Annotated in this window: 20 protein-coding genes and 1 tRNA gene; 11 read left to right on the top strand and 10 right to left on the bottom strand. The window is 33.8% G+C overall.

The window, feature by feature from the left end:
- The first annotated feature begins 14 nt into the window (after positions 1-14).
- Together AC000W_RS03535 and AC000W_RS03530 are read left to right on the top strand one after the other, a co-directional pair.
- A complete protein-coding gene (locus AC000W_RS03535) occupies positions 15-521 on the top strand; it encodes a nicotinate-nucleotide adenylyltransferase (RefSeq protein ID WP_474746060.1) in 507 nt (168 codons plus the stop codon).
- Positions 522-583: 62 nt separating this feature from the next.
- A complete protein-coding gene (locus AC000W_RS03530; RefSeq protein WP_474746058.1) occupies positions 584-787 on the top strand; it encodes a dodecin family protein in 204 nt (67 codons plus the stop codon).
- A 130-nt stretch (positions 788-917) separates the two neighbouring features.
- On the opposite strand, the gene AC000W_RS03525 is transcribed toward AC000W_RS03530, so the two are convergent.
- From AC000W_RS03525 to AC000W_RS03515, 3 genes are read right to left on the bottom strand one after another with little or no spacing between them, the layout of a single operon-like run.
- Complete coding sequence (locus AC000W_RS03525; protein ID WP_474746056.1) at positions 918-1598, bottom strand: phosphoribosyltransferase; 681 nt, start codon at positions 1596-1598, stop codon at positions 918-920.
- Entirely contained in the window at positions 1555-2202 is a 648-nt protein-coding gene (locus tag AC000W_RS03520; protein ID WP_474746054.1) for a dienelactone hydrolase family protein, read from the bottom strand. The genes AC000W_RS03525 and AC000W_RS03520 overlap by 44 nt, the downstream gene beginning before the upstream one ends.
- On the bottom strand, positions 2180-3385 hold the full coding sequence (locus AC000W_RS03515) for a DUF8173 domain-containing protein (protein ID WP_474746052.1): 1206 nt from the start codon (positions 3383-3385) through the stop codon (positions 2180-2182). The genes AC000W_RS03520 and AC000W_RS03515 overlap by 23 nt, the downstream gene beginning before the upstream one ends.
- A 186-nt stretch (positions 3386-3571) precedes the next feature.
- On the opposite strand from AC000W_RS03515, the gene AC000W_RS03510 reads away from it, so the two are divergent.
- On the top strand, positions 3572-3844 hold the full coding sequence (locus AC000W_RS03510) for a hypothetical protein (protein WP_474746051.1): 273 nt from the start codon (positions 3572-3574) through the stop codon (positions 3842-3844).
- A 27-nt stretch (positions 3845-3871) separates the two neighbouring features.
- Here the strand turns inward: AC000W_RS03510 and AC000W_RS03505 are convergent, their stop codons facing one another.
- Genes AC000W_RS03505 through AC000W_RS03495 form a run of 3 tightly spaced genes read right to left on the bottom strand, consistent with a single transcriptional unit; the run spans position 3872 to position 6444 of the window.
- Entirely contained in the window at positions 3872-4858 is a 987-nt protein-coding gene (locus tag AC000W_RS03505; protein ID WP_474746049.1) for an MlaD family protein, read from the bottom strand.
- A 4-nt stretch (positions 4859-4862) separates the two neighbouring features.
- Positions 4863-5639: an ABC transporter ATP-binding protein gene (locus tag AC000W_RS03500; protein WP_474746048.1), complete on the bottom strand. Its 777-nt coding sequence runs from the start codon at positions 5637-5639 to the stop codon at positions 4863-4865.
- Between the two features lie 28 nt (positions 5640-5667).
- Positions 5668-6444 (bottom strand): MlaE family ABC transporter permease, encoded by a 777-nt coding sequence (locus AC000W_RS03495; RefSeq protein WP_474746046.1) that lies wholly within the window; start codon positions 6442-6444, stop codon positions 5668-5670.
- Between the two features lie 168 nt (positions 6445-6612).
- Here AC000W_RS03495 and AC000W_RS03490 point away from each other — a divergent pair, with 168 nt between their 5' ends.
- From AC000W_RS03490 to AC000W_RS03470, 5 genes are all read left to right on the top strand, one after another.
- Positions 6613-7533 carry a L,D-transpeptidase gene (locus tag AC000W_RS03490; protein WP_474746044.1) on the top strand — a complete coding sequence of 307 codons (921 nt, stop codon included), beginning with the start codon at positions 6613-6615 and terminating at the stop codon, positions 7531-7533.
- An 83-nt stretch (positions 7534-7616) separates the two neighbouring features.
- Positions 7617-8459, top strand: a complete 843-nt coding sequence (locus AC000W_RS03485; protein WP_474746042.1) for a C-GCAxxG-C-C family (seleno)protein — start codon at positions 7617-7619, stop codon at positions 8457-8459.
- Between the two features lie 23 nt (positions 8460-8482).
- The gene (locus AC000W_RS03480; protein ID WP_474746041.1) at positions 8483-8971 is read left to right on the top strand and encodes a hypothetical protein; all 489 of its coding nucleotides are present in this window, start codon (positions 8483-8485) and stop codon (positions 8969-8971) included.
- On the top strand, positions 8968-10158 hold the full coding sequence (locus AC000W_RS03475; protein ID WP_474746040.1) for a PQQ-dependent sugar dehydrogenase: 1191 nt from the start codon (positions 8968-8970) through the stop codon (positions 10156-10158). Before AC000W_RS03480 ends, AC000W_RS03475 begins: the two co-directional genes overlap by 4 nt.
- A 137-nt stretch (positions 10159-10295) precedes the next feature.
- Positions 10296-11024, top strand: coding sequence for a DUF4386 domain-containing protein (locus tag AC000W_RS03470; protein ID WP_474746039.1), 729 nt, complete (start codon positions 10296-10298; stop codon positions 11022-11024).
- A 212-nt stretch (positions 11025-11236) separates the two neighbouring features.
- Here AC000W_RS03470 and AC000W_RS03465 read toward each other — a convergent pair.
- Positions 11237-11310, bottom strand: a tRNA-Pro gene (locus AC000W_RS03465).
- 219 nt (positions 11311-11529) lie between these two features.
- Here AC000W_RS03465 and AC000W_RS03460 point away from each other — a divergent pair.
- Together AC000W_RS03460 and AC000W_RS03455 are read left to right on the top strand one after the other, a co-directional pair.
- A complete protein-coding gene (locus AC000W_RS03460) occupies positions 11530-14421 on the top strand; it encodes a glycosyl hydrolase 115 family protein (RefSeq protein WP_474746038.1) in 2892 nt (963 codons plus the stop codon).
- A gap of 67 nt (positions 14422-14488) precedes the next feature.
- Entirely contained in the window at positions 14489-14947 is a 459-nt protein-coding gene (locus AC000W_RS03455) for a GyrI-like domain-containing protein (protein WP_474746037.1), read from the top strand.
- Between the two features lie 190 nt (positions 14948-15137).
- Here AC000W_RS03455 and AC000W_RS03450 read toward each other — a convergent pair whose 3' ends face one another.
- Entirely contained in the window at positions 15138-16082 is a 945-nt protein-coding gene (locus AC000W_RS03450; RefSeq protein ID WP_474746036.1) for a TIM barrel protein, read from the bottom strand.
- A gap of 289 nt (positions 16083-16371) precedes the next feature.
- On the opposite strand from AC000W_RS03450, the gene AC000W_RS03445 reads away from it, so the two are divergent.
- Positions 16372-18075, top strand: coding sequence for a glycoside hydrolase family 2 protein (locus AC000W_RS03445; RefSeq protein WP_474746237.1), 1704 nt, complete (start codon positions 16372-16374; stop codon positions 18073-18075).
- Between the two features lie 242 nt (positions 18076-18317).
- On the opposite strand, the gene xylA is transcribed toward AC000W_RS03445, so the two are convergent.
- The gene (xylA, locus tag AC000W_RS03440) at positions 18318-19643 is read right to left on the bottom strand and encodes a xylose isomerase (RefSeq protein WP_474746034.1); all 1326 of its coding nucleotides are present in this window, start codon (positions 19641-19643) and stop codon (positions 18318-18320) included.
- A 12-nt stretch (positions 19644-19655) separates the two neighbouring features.
- The gene (locus tag AC000W_RS03435; RefSeq protein ID WP_474746032.1) at positions 19656-21140 is read right to left on the bottom strand and encodes a xylulokinase; all 1485 of its coding nucleotides are present in this window, start codon (positions 21138-21140) and stop codon (positions 19656-19658) included.
- Positions 21141-21398: the final 258 nt, after the last annotated feature.

Raw genomic sequence — 21398 nt, 5'->3', positions numbered from 1 at the left:
TAAAAAATAAAATCATGAAAAAAATTCTATTTAGTTTATTGGTTCTTGGAACAACAGCCCAGGCTTTTGCACAAATTATTAAGCCTGAAGAACTTTCAGAGGTTATAGTTATGGCCACAAACTATAAATACCTTAATGATGTGGATTCTAAAGAAGCACCTGTTAATGCAAAAATGTTAGAGCGTATGGTGGCTTCATATGATGTTAAAGATTCTGAATTTTACCAAGATGAATACGATCTCTACAATATTACATTCTTTATTCCCGATGGAAAAATCCTTGCTGCATACGATAAAGATGGTAAAGTCTTACGAACAGTTGAAAAGTTTAAGGACATTAATGTTCCAGAGGTTGTAAGAAATTCAGTTTATAAAAGATTTCCCGGATGGATAATTTCTAAAGATGTATACTTAGTGAACTTTCATCAAGAAAAAGGGGCAAAAAGACGGTATAAATTAAAATTAAAAAATGGCGAAAAGACAATTAGAGTTAAGACTGATGAAGATGGAAATTTTCTTTAGCAATCTAAAAAAGTATTGAAATATGAAACCCAATACTAAATAATCATTTAAAATAAAACATTATGTCAGTACTAAAAGTAATAGAAATCCTTGGGAATTCATCTGAGAGTTTTGAAGATGCTGTTCAGAATATAATAGATGAAGCATCCAAAACAGTAAAGAATATGAAATCGGTTTACATCAATGATATGCAAGTAACCGTGGACAACAATAACCAAATTGAGGAATATCGTGTAAATGCCAAAGTGAGTTTTGGTATAATGTGACAATAAAATAGCATTTATTTATTGGTCTATATATATTAAAAGGACTGCTCAAACATTCATTGGGTAGTTCTTTTAGTATAGTTGAGAAGTTATTATCAAGGTTTAAAAAACACCATTAAAATTTTACAATTTACGTTGTATTACTTTCCTCTAGTATTTTTATTGCTTCATCGTCTGTAACTTGATTAAATTCTTCATAAAACTGCCCGACAGCACGGAAGTTAGCAGGTGTTATCAAACAGATGACATCATCTATATAAAGTGATTTTTTTAATTTTTTGATTGTTGATTTTGGAGCCACAGGTATAGCAACCACAACTTCTTTGGGGCTTTGTTCTTTTATTAACTGTGTCGTTGTTAAAATAGTATTTCCAGTGGCTATTCCGTCATCTACAACGATTACTATTTTCCCGTTTAAATTTTCGGGAAATTTGGTCTTGTAATATTCATTTTGACGTTTTCTTAATTTCTCCCTTATTCTAACCGTTTCTTCTTCTATATACTTTTCAGAAACACCCATGAAATCATTTAACAAAATATTCTCCAAACTAACAGCCCCAATTGCATATTCTTTGTTGAATGGATGACCTATTTTTTTAGAAAGTACAACATCCAAAGGTGCATTTAATTTCTTAGCTACAACGGCTCCCAATGGCAAACCTCCTCTTGGAATGGCCAAAACAACTACATTTTTATTTCTATAATGAAGTAATCTATTGGCAAGTTGAATAGCGGCATCCATTCTATTTACGAACATACTCTTTTTCTTAATATAACCATTTTCTAAACCAGTTGGCAGAAATGTTAGCAACAATCTCTAGTTTTCCTTCTTCCTTAAATAAATGTGTTGCCCCTGGAACAATTTCCAATTTCTTTATACATTTTAAATTCTGGAAGACCTTTTCATTTAATTGTATTACCATATCATCCCAGCCTCCTACAATTAAAAGTGTTGGAGATTCAACTTCTTTTAAATGTCCAAATGCAAGGTCTGGTCTACCTCCTCTTGAAACTACAGCGCCAATGTCTTTACCAAAAAAAGCTGCAGCCCTTAAAGCAGAAGCTGCACCTGTACTGGCCCCAAAATATCCTACTTTAAATCCTTTTGTTTTTTGGTTATCATTAATCCATTGAGTTACGTCTATTAATCTTATGGTCAATAAATCTATATTAAACCTATTGTTGTAGATTCTATCTTCCCCTTCGGTTAACAAATCAAATAATAAAGTGGCCAATCCATTTTTTTGCAATATTTCAGCAACAAATCTATTTCTGGGGCTTAATCTATTACTACCACTTCCATGAGAAAAAATCACAATACTATTTGCATTTTCTGGCACAGACAAATTTCCTTTTAAAATAATCCCGTCCAACCTAATTTCAACTACACTACTATATGTTTTTTTTAAAACCATTACCACTTACCAATTTTAGAACTTTTCTTTTCTTAATTAAGAAAAATATGAGTAAGCCATAACCTATGCTTATAGTTAGTGCCGAAATAAGGACTCCAATAAAAGGAATAAAGGTCAACAATCTTATTACAGCTGCTATTCCAGTTGCCATCAATATCATAATCCAAAAACCCCAAGGTTCTTTACTTTTATTGTTGAAATAATGACTTATTAGTAACGATGTAACTAGATGTCCAAATATTAGACTGAAAATATAAAAGGACAATAAAAATACTCCCAATGGGATACCTATGATTATTACAAAACATAAAACAATAATAATAGGTAATCCAAAAACATATATCAACCCATATCCTAAACTAGGTAGTATTTTACTATTATAATCTTTTACTGCTTGAAGGAATAAATTATTAAAAGCATAATTTAGTATTAGTATAATTAGAAAGGCAGAGAATAAATAGAAAATCCAAAAACCCATAGCTGCAATTCCAAAACCTTTCCATGTAAAAGTTTCAATTTCATTTTGTAGATTCTCATTAAAAAAAGCTCTTGAGGTTATTAATGAGTTCTTAAAATCTACTTCCCCATCACCTGACCAATACTCAACATTGTCATGGAATTTAGCATTATCACCAATTTCAATGAACTCTGCAACTATTTTGGTTTTACCATCTATCTCTCCATTAATCATGATATTTCCTCCATTAAGGTAAACGTCTTTACCTACTTTTCCATTACTATGAAAATCACCAGCATAAGATTTAATGGTACCCTTTATTTCTCCTTCTATATTTATGTCCCCAGAAAAATTAATTAAATTGCCGTAAATAACCGCGTTTTTACCGATAAGTACCTCTCCTCCTGCTACAATAACATCATCCCCAATTTCAGAATCTATTATAAGTTTTCCACCAGCTGCTCTAATATCGTCAGCTACATATCCATTTACTATGACATCACCACCCGCTACAACTAAATCTTGACTTATAGAATCATTAACTGTAATTGTTCCCCCTGCTATAACCGCATCACCATCAATAAATGAGTTAATATTTATGGTTTCAGCAGCAAGGTATATATCATCTTTTTGCTCCTGTGAAATAGTTATTTTTTCATTTGCTTCAAATTGTGACATTATCAGCATTGGAAACAACAGAATAAAAAAAATAATTGTTTTTTTCATGACTATATATGTATTGGTTTAAGCATCAAATTAACAGATATATCATTGGCTAGACAATGATTAAGGTCATTCTAGATATTATTTCAAAGCTGATTTAAATCATTTTATTTCATGCCGTTATAAAGTAGATTTGTTATGCAAATACAGAAAATATCATTCAATGATAAGAGATAATAACAAGTAAAGATGAATGATTTACAATCCATATTAAGTGAAATATTATTACTTACAAATACTATTGAAACAGATTATCCAGAGCTCTATAAATTTTTGGATGAAAACCCTATGACTATTTCTTCAGATCAGCATCCAGATATAAATAAGCAAATTATGCAGGAATATTCGGATAGTTTAAAACAATTATTGGAGCATCATTTGGAAACACATAAAATAGGTTATGGATTATTAAGAAGAAACAACCATGCCGTTGCAGGTGATAATCCTAAAAAAGAGCACTAAGATTTTTGTAAATGCTTAGGTATATTATTACTCTAAATTTTCCTTTTCTTTTTTCTGTTGCCTTTCTATTTTCCTGAAATACCCTCTAGTAAGAAAGTTATGTTTTAAAGCTTCCATGTTTTCATTAAAACGCTCAGTCCCTTGTTCAATATTTTTTAATGTGGCATCAAGGCTATTGACCAAAATGGTATCTGTTGTTAAATAATTAACAGCTCCTTTCCCATCTTTTATTTTACCTATAATTAAATTTATATTTTCTGTCATCTTCTTAATTTCTTTACTTGAAACTTCAAAATTAGTGATGATGTGCTGCATTTTTTTACCAGAAATTGTATCATTTAAGAGAGCTCCAACTGCACTTTCTTCAAGGTTTATTTTTCCTATAGCTTGATTGAGCTCATAAATTGTGGAATTTGCTTCATTACTGGCATATTTAAGGTTGGTAATGGTTTGCTGTAAATTTGTTGCCATAATGGTATCGTTAAGGAGTTTTCCTAAAGTTCCATTACCTTGGGTCAATGAATGGGTAACTTTTAGTAAATCTGAAGTTAATAAAGCCGCATTTTCATTTGTTATGTTAAGAGTGCTCAACATATCCTGTGTTACCAATCTACTTTGTGTATGAAGCTCATCTCCTGAAACAATCAATGGAGCTGTGCCCTCTCCAGGAACAATACTTATTAGCATACTGCCAACAAGGCCATCTGAACCTATAGTTGCAATAGCATTCTTTTTAATGTGTTTCAACATTTTTTCTTCAATAACCATGTCTACTCTAATAGTACTATCATTTATCATTTCTATATCATCAACAGTACCTATATTAATTCCTGAAAAACGGACATTATTTCCATTCTGAAGTCCATTTACATTTTTAAAAACAGCACTGATTGAAAAAGTATTGCCAAACATATTTTGTCTATTTCCAATAAGATAAGCAGCAAATACTATTAGTATAGTTCCCAGAATCACAAAGATTCCCAATTTTAAATTTTCTAAATTCGTTTTTGCCATGCCTTTATTTTTTAAAAAATGCCTCTACCTTTGGGTCTTTTGATTTTGATAATTCTTCATAAGTACCTTCTGCATAATTTATTCCATCTACCAATAAAATCATACGTTCTGAAATTACACGTGCACAATCTACATCATGAGTAATAATTAAAGAAGATGTATTATATTTTGCTTGTATACTACGCATTAGTTCAATAATTTCTTTAGCAGTAATGGGGTCTAGTCCACTGGTTGGTTCATCATATAAAATCACTTTAGGTCTTAATATTAGAGTTCTTGCTAAAGCCACCCTTCTCTTCATTCCACCAGATAATTCAGAGGGCATTAAATCAATTGCATCTGCAAGTCCAACATTTTCTAAAGCCTCTAAAACTCGAGACTCAGTATCTGCATTATTATTCTGTTTACTTTTATGTCTTCTCAAAGGAAATTCTAAGTTCTGGCGAACAGTCATAGAATCATATAAAGCACTACCCTGAAAAAGAAATCCTATATCTGACCGAAGTTCATCTAAAGTTTTCCTATCCAAAGTAGAAACCTCTTTTTCCATAACTTCTATAAATCCACTATCTGGCTCCATAAGACCCACCAGACATTTAATCATTACTGACTTACCAGAGCCAGATTTTCCCATAACCACCAAATTTTCCCCTTTGACTAGCTTAAGATTAAAACCATTTAATACATGGTTATTTCCAAAACTTTTGAATAAATCCTTAATATGTATGACCACATTTTCATCCTGTTCTGATATATCTTGGAGATTGAAACTTTTTTTCATCTGTAATATTTGGTTGCTTTCAATCATATTACAATTCATAAAAGATATCTGAAATAAAAACAGCAATAAAATCCACAAAGAATAAAAGCATGGATGCGAAAACAACTGCAGTATTAGCGGCCACCCCCACTCCTGCTGTACCCTTTTTACAGTAATATCCTTTATAACAGCCAACAAGACCAATAGCAAATCCAAAAAAGAAAGACTTTAAGGTAGCTGGTACTAAATCTCCATATTCCAAAGCATTAAAAACCTTGTTAAAATAGAGTTGAAAAGAAACATCTCCTTTAAGGTTTTCAACTAGGGCAGAACCATATAAAGCGATTGCATCACCTATAATAACTAATAATGGCAACATTAAGGTAGTAGCAAGAATACGAGTGACAATTAAATATTTAAATGGATTTGTCCCAGATACTTCCATTGCATCTATTTGCTCTGTTACACGCATAGAACCCAGCTCAGCTCCAATTCCAGAAGCTATTCGGCCCGCACAAATTAAAGCAGTGATGACTGGTCCAAGCTCCCTAACAATAGAAATACCCACCATATTGGGCATCCATGAAACTGCTCCAAATTGAATAAGTGTTGGTCTGGATTGCAAAGTTAGTACTAAACCAATAATAAAACCTGTTACACTTACCAATACAAGGGAACGATTTCCCATATGGTAACACTGTCTAAGTAATTCTTTAAACTCAAATGGTGGTTTAAACGCTTCTTTAAAAAATCGAGATGCAAAATGAGAAAGGTCTCCTATTTCAATAAAAAAGTTTTTGGTCCTATCTATTATTTGTAATGCCATTTTATTGGGTGTAATAAGAACTGTATGTAAAGGTAGAGTACCCTAAATCCTTAAATAATGACAAAAATCATGTGTTGAATAGTGATCTTGGTCATTTTATATGGTAAAATCACTTCTTAATTTCACCAATAAATAAATACTGTACTTTAAGAAAAATCTCTATTTAACATGAAGTATTTAAAATTTTCCCACTTATACATTACGCTTATTCTCATTGTTATATTTTCTTTTACACTAAAGTTTTCCATAGCGAATAGAGGAACTTCCCCATCGTTACAATTTGCAAAAGAACCCATTACAACCAAATGGATATTCATACAACGTAATGTAACTATTAAAGACTATTTTAATTACATGGATTCCTTGGTGGTCAAATATGACTCTCTATTACCTTACCACTTATCCGAACATATTTTGGTCAGAGCAAATCCTTGGATTATTGATACTTTGGCAAACACAGATTATTATAAAATGATTGAACAAGATTCTTTTGTATATGATCAAAGAGAAATGATAGTGTTACGAAATACGGATTCACTTATTGTTCCCAGCTCTATTATTGCTTCTTCAATTAATAAATCAATACAAAACACCCTAATCGATGTTAATATTCCAGAATTTAAGCTTCGTATTTATCAAGATAGTTCACTACAACATACATTTCCTATACGAGTTGGAAGAAATACAAAGAAGTATTTAGAAATGGCCAATGGAATAACAGATTTACGAACTATTACTGGTAATGGTCAAATTGTAGCGCACCATAAAAATCCTGATTTCTATAACCCAGTTGATGGTAAACAGTTTTATTTAACGAAAAGGGATGATGAAAAGACAACCATAATGCCACAGATACCATGGATTGAAACAGAAATAAATGGTATAAGAAATGGCCAAATGATACATCCTACCACCAATCCAAAGACACTAGGAAAAGCATATTCAAATGGATGCATTGGAACAAAAGAATCTGATGCATGGACTATTTATTATTATGCCTCCATTGGTACTCCCCTACATATACGCTATGATTTAAAAGTTAAAGATATAAATGGAAAAGAATTATTATTGAATGATATATATAATTAAAAATTAACACTAAACTGATGAATATCATATAATTACATTTTTATTTTCTATATTTTTTAAATACAATTCAAAGGATATTACAAATGGATTCAAATGTATATAATATAAAAAATGGTCCTACGGACGGAAAAAAAGTATTTAAGAAATTAGGAACGTGTTCACGAACTTTCTTCCATATTTTAAATAGAGAATTTGGACATCCAAAAGAATTAGAAGAACGTGCAGCCGATTCATTAGCTGGTGGAATAATGCAGAAAGGTCATCAATGCGGAATGCTTTGGGGAGCTTCCTTAGCTACAGGTGCAGAGGCGTATCGGAGATGTGACAATAAAAACCAAGCAATAAATGTTGCCGTTAGGGCCACACAAAGTATCATGGAATCTTTTTCGAAAAGAGAACACACTATAAATTGCAAGGATATTACAAAATGTGACTTTTCTAGCAAATTAAGTCTTGCTAAATATTTTTTCTCTGGAAAATTCAAACACTGCTTTAACCTTGCTGAACAGTGGGCTCCTGAAGCTGTACAATCTGCTTACAATAGCTTAACCAGCAAAGAAACTGTATTACAAAAAAATTATATGAGCTGTGCTACAGAAGTTGCGATAAAAATGGGTGCAAGTGATGAAGAAATGATTATGGTTGCGGGTTTCGCAGGTGGACTTGGTTTAAGTGGTGCTGCTTGTGGTGCATTGAGTGCTACCATTTGGATGAAATCTCTTAAATGGTGTCGAGAAGAAGTGAAAAAATCGCCGTTAAAAAACCCAGATTCAAAAAAAATATTAGACACATTCTATCATGCAACAAATTCAAAAATATTATGCTCAGATATTACAGGTAAGCAGTTTAAGAATATTGACAACCATACAAAATTTATTAAGAATGGTGGTTGCAATATATTAATCAATGTTCTTGCTCAATCGTAATTAATTATAAAACGAATAAAGACATGGAACTTTTAAAAGAATATTCTACCCCTTGGATTATATCAAATATTAGTGCTTTAATATTCTTGCTTACAGCCATTCTAAAACCAAAATTAACACGTTTACTTTTTGCTTTATTATTCTTTTGGGCCAGTTGGATTAATTATACAACGGTCCACAATAGTCCAAATGAATATTTATTTTATGCAGAACTTACCCCAGTTAGTTTATACACTAACTTCATCAATGGTTGGTTTAAATTAAACATCATTTATATGGTTACTATCATTTCATTTGGTCAAGGATTAATAGCAATAGGTATTTTACTTAAAGGTTGGATAGTACGTCTATCATGTTTTGGAGCCATTGTTTTTTTCATTGCGATAACACCTCTTGGTATTGGCTCAGGGTTTCCTGCTACTATAGTAGGATGTATCTCAATTTATTACATTTTGAAGAAAGATGATTTAAATTACATATGGCGTTTAAGAACTAAAAAACAACTACAATGATGACTAAATTAACTTGCAGTTTTTTATTAATACTAACATTCTTCCAAAGTTGTAAGAATCATAATGTTATACTGGAAATACCCGATTCTCCTTTCCCTATAAGTGAAACTCCAATAAAAATAGAAACTATTGTTGAAGGGTTTGTTATACCCTATGGGATTGAGGTTTTGAAAGAAAATGAATACTTCATCACGGACAGAAAAGGTGCGTTTTTTCATTTTAAGGACAATAAACTTGTTGAGGTAACTGGAATGCCTAAAGTCCTCACTTTTGGTGACCCAGGAATTCCCTTTATTCTTCATGGTGGACTTATGGATGTTAGTAAACATCCAAAATATCCGAGCAATCCATGGATTTACATTTCATATCTTTCAGAAAAGGGTTTTTGTAAAGTGGACCGTTTTCAAATAAAAAATAATAGCGCTGTTCATTTTGAAACAATTTTTTCAACCAGAACTTCTGGGTATTATGGAAATGGTACACGGATTGTTTGGGAAGATGACACTCATTTTTTCTTAAATGTAGGCGGATCTACTTTAAGTACTATTTCCCAACCAATTTTAATTGCCCAAGACCTTAAGGAAGATTGGGGGAAAATTCACAGAATTGAAGACGATGGAAATATACCGTTTGACAATCCTATTTTTGAAAATTATGTATCTCCTTCAACCATATGGAGTTATGGACACAGAGACGTGCAAGGTTTGTATTATGAAAAATCAAGCAATACACTTTTTGGGGTTGAACATGGACCTAAAGGTGGTGATGAATTTAATATAATAGAAAAGGGCCAGAATTATGGATGGCCTTTATTTACATATGGAATAGATTATAGTGGGGTTCAAGTTTCTACAATATCCAAGGATTCATCAGCAACTTTTACTATACTACCTGAACATTTCTGGACCGTACCTACCGATGATGGTGGACAAGCCATTGCCCCAGCTTGTTTATTCAAAATAAAAGATAGTAACATTAACGAATGGAATAATCAATTTTTGATTGGTTCATTGGCTTATCGAAGATTATTAATATACAATCGTGAAACTGATGTCACCAAAGCATTACCAATAACGGGTAGAATTAGAACCATTAAACAATTACCAAGCGGAGATATAATTGCATTAATTGAAAGAGATAATTTTAACAAATCGAATGGAAAAATTATAAGAATAAGTAATCAATAGAAAAGAAAATTGCAGTGAATAACGTGTCTAAAAAATTGTAAAGGCGTCTAAATATTGACTCAGAAGATACCTATCAATTCACTAGAGTTTACAGCTTCATATGATATTAATTAAACGTAGAAAATAACTCAAACGAAATGACAAATAATATTACCAACATATCACAAAAAAAACCTGTGAAACTTGCAGGTTTTATGTTCCTATTTGCCTTTATAGCACCTACACTGAACTGGACTTTTATTCTTTCTAAACTTAATATTGCAGACAATGCTATAGCCACAGCTAATAACATTATGGCTAACGAATTTATATTTCGAATAGGAATTACCATCGAATTATTTATGTCTGTTGGTTTGATTATATTAGGTCTAACTCTTTATACAATTCTTAAACCCGTAAACAAGAATTTAGCTTTGTTTGCACTCCTTTTGAAATTGATTGAAGCAACAATAATGGCTGTTACTGTGCTTGTTCCTTTTATTGCCTTGCAGGTTTTAAGTAACGATTCGAATTTAACCGTATTTATGCAAGAACAATTGTTGTTTTCTCTCGGATTAATTTTCAATTCTCACACTGCAATAACTTCTATTCCTATGATATTTCTTGGACTGAATATGATAATATTCTCTTACTTATTTTTAAAATCAAAGTATATACCAAAAATATTATCAGGCTTTGGAATTATTTCATTTGTTTTTATTTTGATACAATCCTTAATGTTCATGCTTGCACCTGAATATGCAACTATGCCTATTAATCAAATCATTTTTTGGGTTCCAAGTGGTCTTTTTGAAATAATAATTGGTATTTGGCTTTTGTTTAAAGGCATAAATATTCAACAGATAAAAAAGCAAGAAACTCTTTAAAGAAAGTAACCTTAAGAAATCATTAGTCAGAGAAAAAAAATAAAATAGTAGAGAATAAATTATAAAATTACCATACGAAACATGCCAATCCATTCACCGAACTCTACACCTTTTATATGATATTAGATGGTTTCAATTGAATGCAGAAAAAATAAAAAGTGCTGAAAATCAATAAATTAACAGCACTTTGATGACCACTAAAAAGTGGTTCGTCGGGGTGACAGGATTTGAACCTGCGACCACTTGACCCCCAGCCAAGTACGCTACCGGACTGCGCTACACCCCGTTATTGGCTATCGCCCAATACAATAATCAATTTCCAATATCCAAACTTTAACAGTCCGCTTACCGAAATTGGAAAGCAAAAATAGGAAAGTTGTTTAAAATCTCCTCTCTTTTGCAAAAAACATTGAACATTGGTTTTAACATATCCTTTAACAAAGGAATGCAATCGATTGCGGTATCTTTTATTATATTTGGTAGCATCAACCAAATACCGCCAAAAATGAAGTTCTTTTCCAATACAAATAAATTGAAATTCAATACTTTATCTCTTTTTTTTCTAGGTTTATTCTTTATAGGGAATGCTCAAAATAAATATGTTACCAGTACTTCTTCTTCCAGAAGTTTTTCGGTAGCATCAAAAGGAAAAGCAGCTCCCCTATATGTGAGTTCTGAGGATCATGCAGGTGTCCAACGCGTTGTAGGACACTTACAGAACGATATTAAAGAGGTTACAACTATACAACCTTTACTTATTACAAATGTAAACGAGCTTCCCAACCAATTAATAATTATTGGTTCTCTAGATAAAAGTCCCATCATTCAACAATTGGTAAAAAAAGGAAAAATTAAAGGTTCTCAGTTAGAAGGAAAATGGGAAAAATTCATTATCCAAACTGTAAAAAATCCGTTACCAGGGGTTAAGCAAGCATTGGTCATTGCCGGTAGCGATAAACGAGGAACTATTTTTGGGATTTATGATCTTTCCCAACAGATTGGAGTACATCCATGGCACTATTGGGCAGATATGCCTATTCTTAAACAAACGGAATTGCATGTTACCAAAGGCATTTATACCCTTGGAGAGCCCAAAGTAAAATACAGAGGCATTTTTATAAATGATGAAGCTCCTGCACTAAGAAATTGGGCCAAAGAAAAGTTTGGTGATTTTAATCATGAATTTTATGAAACCGTTTTTGAACTGATTCTTAGAAATAAAGGAAACTATCTGTGGCCAGCTATGTGGCAACCAAGCTCTTTTGTAACGGATGATCCAGAAAATACAAAACTAGCCAATGAATATGGAATTGTAATCTCTACAACCCATCATGAACCCATGATGCGGGCCCATGCCGAATGGGACAGTGGTAAAAATGGTCCGTGGAACTATGAAACCAATAAAGAAAAACTACAAGAATTCTGGAAAGAAGGGATTAAACGTATGGGGGACAATGAGAGTGTTGTAACACTAGGAATGCGTGGCGATGGTGATGAAGCTATGAGCGAAGACACTGCCATAGACCTTATGAAAAATATTATAGAAGACCAGCGTACCATTATTGCCGATGTTACTGGAAAACCTGTGGAAGAGACGGCACAGGTTTGGGCCCTGTATAAAGAAGTTCAAGACTATTATGATAAAGGAATGCGGGTAGATGAGGATATTATTGTTCTCTTTTGTGATGATAATTGGGGCAATGTGCGTATTCTACCTAAAAAAGAAGATTTAAATGAAAATGGAAAATTTGGAATGTATTATCATTTTGATTTTGTTGGGGGGCCTGTCTCATATAGATGGTTAAATGTAAGCCAAATAGAACGTGTTTGGGAGCAAATGAACCTCACCTATGAGCGAGGTGTAAAAGATTTGTGGTTGGTCAACGTGGGTGATATTAAACCCATGGAATTACCTATTAGTTTCTTTCTGGATTTTGCATGGAATCCAGATATGAAAGCTCAAGATTTACCCAACTATTATGTTAACTGGTTAAAACCTCAATTTGGGGAAGAACTAGCAACGGAAATTGCAGATATACTTGCCTTGAGTACAAAATACAGTGCACGCCGCACCCCAGAAATGTTAAAACCAGACACTTACAGCCTTGAAAATTATCGCGAGGCTGATAAGGTTCTAGAAGATTATAAGAAATTGTTGGTTAGAAGTGAAAATATTTATAATAAACTTCCTGAAACCCATAAATCGGCATTTTATCAATTGGTGCATTTCCCAATAGCAATAAATAGCAATCTCAATGAAATGTATGTCGCGGCTGGTAAAAATCAATTATACGGACAACAAGGAAGAGCCTCTACCAATTATTACGCAGATGTTACAAGAACTACTTTTTTTAAGGATGCGGAACTTGTAAAAGAATATCATGAAATGGCAGATGGAAGGTGGAACCATATGATGTCTCAAACCCACATTGGGTATACTTCTTGGAACAATCCCCCTTTTAATAAAATGCCATCTGTGAATTATTTACAGCTTGGTGATGATGCCCAATTGGGTTATGTGTTGGAGTATGGAGAAAGATCACGTAGAAATAGGTTTGGTTTGTTCAGTAGAAGTTTTTCGACCTTTGACCCCATAAACAACCAGAATTATTATATTGAAATTTTTAACAGGGGAACAGCTGTATTGGACTATACAGTAACCACAAAAAATGATTGGATAAAGCTGTCATCACAAAAAGGAAGTATTCAATATGATGAAAAAGTTTATGTAAGTATTGACTGGGATAAGGCGCCAAAAGGAGAAGACTCTGGAGAGATTACAGTATCAAGTTCAGGTAGGGATTTTGCCATAAAAGTCCCAATACAGAATGATTTCCCTGTAACCAGTGGTTTTATTGAAAATAATGGTGTTGTTGCTATAGAAGCTGCGCATTACACAAAAAAAATAGACTCCAAGAACATTCATTGGACTGTAATCCCAAATATGGGCCGAACCAACTCAGCCATTACCATAGAGCCTGCCAGTGCCGACCAACAAACAGTAGGAGCAAAAACACCACGTTTGGAATATGAATTTACCGTTTTTAACAATGGTGACCTAAAAATAGACAGTTACCTCTCTCCTACTTTAAACTATAAGAAAAATGAAGGTTTAAAATATGCCATTGCCATTGATGATGAAACTCCCCAGATAATTAATATGCATAAAGGAGAAACAGTGCCAGACTGGGAATACCCAGATTGGTGGAACAATTCTGTAACAGACCATATTAAGAAAAAGCAATCAACACACCAAAATATAAAGAGTGGAACGCACACTTTAAAAATTTGGATGATTGACCCTGGTATTGTTTTTCAAAAATTTGTGATTGATGCTGGCGGATTAAAAGATTCTTACTTAGGCCCTCCAGAAAGTGTATTTATAACCAAAAAATAGACCCCTGACGTATTCTGACATTTGCTCAACTTAATTTTGTGGTAAATCATTAAAAACACCACATATAATGGAAAAACTACAAATGAACGGGTTTCAGGTTATTGGACTCTCAATACGTACAAGTAATGAAAAAGGTCAGGCAGAAAAAGACATTCCTGGACTTTGGAAAAAGTTTATGTCAGAAAATATCGTTGCCAAAATCCCCAATGTTTTAGACCAAACAATTTATGCAGTTTACACCAATTATGAGGGTGACCATACCAAACCATATACTATGGTTCTTGGATATAAAGTATGGGCATTGGATACTATTCCAGAAGGAATGGTGGGAATAGAAATTGAACCATCCACTTACCATAAGTTTACTGCTAAAGGTGATTTAACAGATAATGCCGTTATAGATGCATGGATGAAAATTTGGAATGCCAACTTAGACAGAAAATACACTGCTGACTTTGAAGTCTATGGTGAAAAAGCAATAAACCCTACTAATGGTGAAGCTGATATTTATGTTGGGGTAAAATAGTCTTATAAAATATAAAAGCCCTTGATGAAAATTTCATCAAGGGCTTTTAGATATCTCGTTTTACTCGATATGACAAGTAAATTTTTCTAGTCATTTCGAAGGAGTGAAACGACTGAGAAATCTTATAATATACTTAGCAAACCAACAGATTGCCACACCTCACTTTCAGGAGGTTCGCAATGACATTTGACTAGCCTATTGCACTAGCAACACTTGCCTGCATTTTGGCAAGTCCCAATTTAGCCGCCTCCAAAGCATCCATTTTCCAGACATCCTCATTAAATATTTCTAATGAAAGTACAATGGGTACTCCTTTGCTGTTCAAGGTTTGTAAAATACTGTCCATAGGAGCATCTCCATCCCCAGGAAGAACACGCATGGCGTCCGTTAATTCTTGTTTGGCAATATTTCCTGGATAATCATTTATATGGAACATCTGTATTTTACTACCATTTATCATTTCCAAAGCTTCAAAAGGAGAACCTCCTCTGCGCAAGTGATATACGTCTGGTAAAATAACAGCATCTGGATGTCCGCACTCAGCAGCTACAAAAAGTGTCTCTCCAAAAAGATGTAGGTTTTGGGAGAAACCCCATAATTCCAATTGTGGCAAGACACCAATTTCTTTTCCCATATCACACAATTTTCCAAAACGCTCAGCAGCCTTTAGTAAATCTAGCCCAGGTTCGTTTGTGGCGCCCATTGGTGGAGCAGCTATGCGCTTACAACCAATCTGTGCCAATAGATCCATTTCTTGTTTTGCCTGTTCCATGCCTTTTTTCCTAACCTCATCATCATCTGCAACCCAAGATGCAAAACCAATAGAGTCTTCTATAATGAGTCCTAAATCCTCCGCTTTTTTACGAACCTCGGCTGTAGTGCCACCATTTTTTAAATAAGCCTGTAAGGTGGGCATCCAAATCTCTATTCCACTAAAACCTGCTTTTGCGGCCACATCCAACTCTGCCATGATACCGATATTCTGTTTTTGAATAGTACTGGTGTTTAAGCAAAAGGAAAAATTATGCTTTGTTTCTGTTGGTTTTTTTGGTGAGGCAAATAACTCTGTTGTTCCTCCTAAGGTTAGGGCTGCTCCTGTAGCCAGCGTGGATTTTAATAGTTTTCTTCTGTTCATAATTGGTATTTATTGCTTCTAAAAATTAAGGTTGGTAATTGCCCATCTAAGATACAGAAAACTAAAAAGGTTTTAAACAAATATGAATAACTTAGCTTTAAGTTCATAAAGTATTCTATTGGCACTAAAAAGATTAAAGGTGTTTTTATACAGAACCATGAAAGGTTAAATGTTTATTTTAGTGTTCATATAGCAGTTAGATAACACAAAATGAAAAATAAATTTGCAAAAGTATCAGTAGTAATTTTAACTTTTCTTCCAATATTCTTAATGGCTCAAAGTGCCATGAATAAATATAGAAGGAAGAAATGCAGCAAGCCTAAATGGTGATTGGAAAGTAATTATAGACCCCACAGGTACAGGTGATTGGAGGCAAGTTTGGTTAGAAAGGAAACCAGAGAAAAAAACCGACTTTTTTGAATATTCATTTGATGAAAGTCCCGAAATGAGTGTTCCTGGTGATTTTAACTCTCAAATGGTAGAAATCACATATCTTGAAGGGATTGTCTGGTATAAAAAGGAATTTGTTCATTCAAAAAAATCCAACAAAAGAACTTTTATTCATTTTGGAGCTGTAAACTATCTTTCCGATGTTTATCTCAATGGCGAATTTATTGGAAGTCATGAAGGGGGATTTACTCATTTTCAGTTCGAAATTACAGATAAAATTAAAAATGGAAAAAATGCTCTCATTGTTAAAGTCAATAATAAACGCTTAAAAAATGGACTGCCAGGTTTAGGCTTTGATTGGTTCAATTATGGAGGAATAACAAGAGATGTTAGCTTAATTGAGACGAATAAGGTTTACATAGAAGATTACCATATCCAATTAGCAAAAAGTTCTAAAAGTAAAGTGTCTGGATGGGTTCAGTTAAATGGAGCCTATAAGCCAGAACAAATAAAAGTAAAAATTCCAGAACTTAATATTGAATACGAAACTGTGTCGAATTCTGAGGGCTTAGCTAAAATCGAATTTTCATCAAATTTTAATCTTTGGTCTCCAAATAATCCAAAATTATATACTGTAGTCATAGAAAATAAAGCGGACATTGTTGAAGATGAAATAGGCTTTAGAAACATTGAAGTTCGTGGCAGTGAAATTTACTTGAATGGTTCTCCTATTTTCCTAAAAGCAGTTAACATTCATGAAGAAAATCCATACAAAGCCGCAAAAGCACATTCAAAAGAAGATGCTCTTATTCTATTAGATTGGGCAAAAGAATTGGGATGCAATGTGGTTCGCTTGGCTCATTATCCACATAACGAACATATGGTAAAGCTTGCAGAGAAAATGGGCATAATGGTTTGGAGTGAAATTCCAGTTTATCAACATATTGAATTCTCAAATCCAGAAGTTCCACAAAAAATGGATTTGATGATGAAAGAAATGATTCGTCGTGATAGAAATCGGGCAGCCGTTATTATTTGGAGTCTTTCTAATGAGACCTATCCTTCCACTGCCAATAGAGATAATGCTTTGATTGAGTTAACTAAGCAATGTAAATTAATAGATTCTACAAGATTAATAACTCATGTTATTAATAGTCAAGGATATGAAAACAACACTTTCAATGTCTGGGACCCCTTATATAACTATGTAGATTTTATTGCACTGAATGAATATCTAGGATGGTATGTTCCATGGCAAGGAAAACCTTCTGATACAAAATGGAAATTTGTAAATGACAAGCCTGTTTTTATTGCAGAATTTGGAGGAGAGGCATTATATGGAAGTAATTATGGGCCAAAAGATGAGGCTGCCTCTTGGAGCGAAGAGTATCAAGAAAAAATATATCAAGATCAAATTGAAATGTTTAGCAATACTCCAAATCTAATTGGGGTATGTCCATGGCTTTTGGTCGACTATCGTTCTTCTGGCAGAATGCATCCTGTTTACCAAAAAGGGTATAATAGAAAAGGATTGGTATCGGAAAATGGGAAAAGAAAGAAAGCGTTCTATGTAATGCAGAACTATTTTAAACTTAAGCAATAAAGAAACACAAACACCCAACAAAGACTATAATGTTCATTTTACGTAATGGAAAAGCCATAGCAATGCTTCTTAAAAGCATCAAAAAAATCCCTCTTGAAATTTTCAAGAGGGATTTTATTTTTATTTAAACTAAGTTACCTTGAGCAAAGCCGAAAGTCTCCATCTCGACAGAGTTCATCTTGAGCGTAGTCGAAAGACTCTATCTCGTCTCCGCTCGATATGACGGCTCAATTAGTAAAGGTCTAGATATACTGATTAATGATATTCTCAAACAATTCTTGTTTACCACTTTGTAAGTCTAGCTCACCGTTCTCCATGGCAATATCATACAAATCTTTAAACTCTAATTTACCATCTTCAAAAGCTTTTCCTTTTCCATTGTCAAAAGAACTGTAACGCTTTTCTCTTAGTGCATCATAATGAGAGTTAGAGATAATTGCATCAGCTGTAATCAACCCTCTTGCAAAGGTATCTGCACCTCCAATATGTGCATGGAATACATCGTCCATATCAGTTGAGTTTCTTCTGATTTTAGCATCAAAATTAACACCACCACCTTGTAAACCACCAGCTTTTAAGAATACCAACATGGCTTCTGTAACTTCTTGAATGTTGTTTGGAAATTGATCAGTATCCCACCCGTTTTGGTAATCACCTCGGTTAGCATCTACACTACCTAACATACCTGCACCTGCAGCAACTTCTAACTCGTGTTGCATGGTATGTTGTGCCAATGTAGCATGGTTTACTTCAATATTCATTTTAAAATCGTCCTGTAAGCCATATTTGTGTAAGAAACCTATTGCGGTAGCACAATCAAAATCGTACTGATGTTTCATTGGTTCCATTGGTTTTGGCTCAATAAAGAACGTACCCTTAAAGCCTTGTGCCCTTGCATAATCGCGTGCCATTGTTAGAAAACGACCCATATGGTCCAATTCACGGTTCATGTCTGTATTTAACAAAGACATATAACCTTCACGACCACCCCAGAATACATAGTTTTCGCCACCTAGCGCTATGGTAGCATCCAATGCTAATTTTATTTGTCCACCTGCTCTTGCCAACACATTAAAATCTGGATTGGTAGCAGCACCGTTCATATAACGTGGATTAGAGAAGCAGTTGGCCGTACCCCAAAGTAATTTTACTCCAGAAGCAGCCTGCTTTTCTTTGAGAACATCTACAATGGTAGCTAATCTCTTTTCTGACTCAGCAAAGGTTGCTCCTTCTTGTACTAAATCGTAATCATGAAAACAATAGTAATCAAAGCCCATTTTGGTTGTAAACTCAAAAGCAGCATCAGCTTTTGCCTTAGCAGCTTCAATAGCGTCTGTTGGTGCATCCCAAGGAAAATTCTGAGTTCCAGGTCCAAACGGGTCTGCTCCCTGACCACAGAATGTGTGCCAGTATGCCACCGAGAATTTAAACCAATCCTTCATTTTTCTACCCGCCACTACCTGCTCTGGATTGTAATATTTAAATGCCAAAGGATTGTCAGATTCCTTTCCTTCAAATTTAATTTCGCCAATACCTTTAAAGTATTCTTTGTCTCCTATTGTACTCATTTTTATGCTTATTCAATTATTAATATAATCTGTTAATTCTTTTTTCCAGTTATTGTAGGCTTCTTGGTATGCTTCTTTATTACCCAAAGGCTTATAAATATATTGAACCTCATCGGATTTTACGGCATCCCCAAAAGATTTAAAATCACCAAAGGCGTAGGCCGCAGCCCGTGCTGCACCAACTGCTCCAGTGGTTTCTACTATTTTAATTTCGCTTCCTGTAAGCGTTGCTATTGTATTTGAAAAAATTTCAGCTCTAAATAGGTTGTCATTCCCTGCTTTTATAGACTTTACATCTACGCCATCTTTGGCAAGAATTTCCATTCCGTACACAAATGAAAAGGCAATGCCTTCCAAAGCCGCTCTAAACAAATGTCCTTGCTTGTGAATATTGAAATTTAAATTTGTAATGCGAGACCCTTTGTTGCTATTGTTCAACATACGTTCCGCCCCGTTACCAAAAGGTAAAATTACAAGTCCGTCTGAACCAATCGGTGCTTCTGATGCTAAATCGTTCATCTTATCATATGAAAACTCTTCGGTAATCTGGTTACGCATCCAGCTATATTGAATTCCGGTTCCATTAATACACAATAACTTTCCTATTCTTGGATTTGCTTCTGTATGGTTTACATGTGCAAAACTGTTAATACGAGTATGCTCTACTGTATTTGTACTATCTGAAACGGCATAAACAACCCCAGAAGTACCACCAGTTGCAGCAATTTCACCAGGCTCCAAAACATTTAACGCCAATGCGTTATTAGGTTGGTCACCAGCACGGTACATAATTGGAATACCTTCTGGAAGTCCACTTTCCAAGGCACCTTCTGAATTTACTTTTCCTTGATCTGCGAATGTTGGCAATATTTCAGGGATTAAATCAGTATCGATACCAGCCTCTTTAAACAACCAATCTGCCGAATCATTTGAGCTGAAATCCCACATAATACCTTCTGATAATCCTGAAGGTGTAGTGCAACATTTTCCAGAAAGTTTTAAGGCTATATAATCACCTGGAAGCATAAATTTGTAGATTTTATTGTACACTTCAGGTTCATTATCCTTCACCCATTTTAATTTTGATAGGGTAAAGTTCCCGGGTGAATTCAACAAACTATCGGCACATTTATCAACTCCGCATTGTTTAAACAATTCCTCGCCAACACCCACAGCTCTACTATCGCACCAAATAATGGAAGGCCGCAATACTTTCATATCTTCATCGACCAAAACCAAACCATGCATTTGGTATGAAATTCCAATACCTTTTATATCTTCTTTATTAACACTATTCTCTTGTAGCAACTTCTCTGTGGCCATACATAGATTTTCCCACCATAGTTCTGGTTCCTGTTCTCCCCAACCAATTTCTTTAGAAATTATGGGCATCTCCACAGATGGGTATTGGGAAACACCCTTTACCTCACCGCTTTCCGAACTAATTAATGCTGCTTTTATAGATGAGCTGCCTATATCATATCCTATCCAAAACATATAAAGAATATCTTAAAAAAGTTATCAAAGATAGTTAACGCAATCGATTGCAGAAAACTAATTAGGGATTTATTTGAACCCTGTTTTAAATTTAATTTCAAACCAACTAATTTAACTAAAATATAGCCAACTAACGTTTATAAAATTTGAAAAACAGAAACCACATCTATACATTTAAAATAAAATAAGTTACTATCGTTGTTGTTAGGCTTAAAAAAATCCAATACCTAAGAATAGTTTATATATAATTAGTATCTT

The sequence above is a fragment of the Saonia sp. genome (assembly GCF_056326165.1).
The sequence above is the reverse complement of the archived record's forward strand: the minus strand, read 5'-3'. Positions and strand labels throughout refer to the sequence as shown.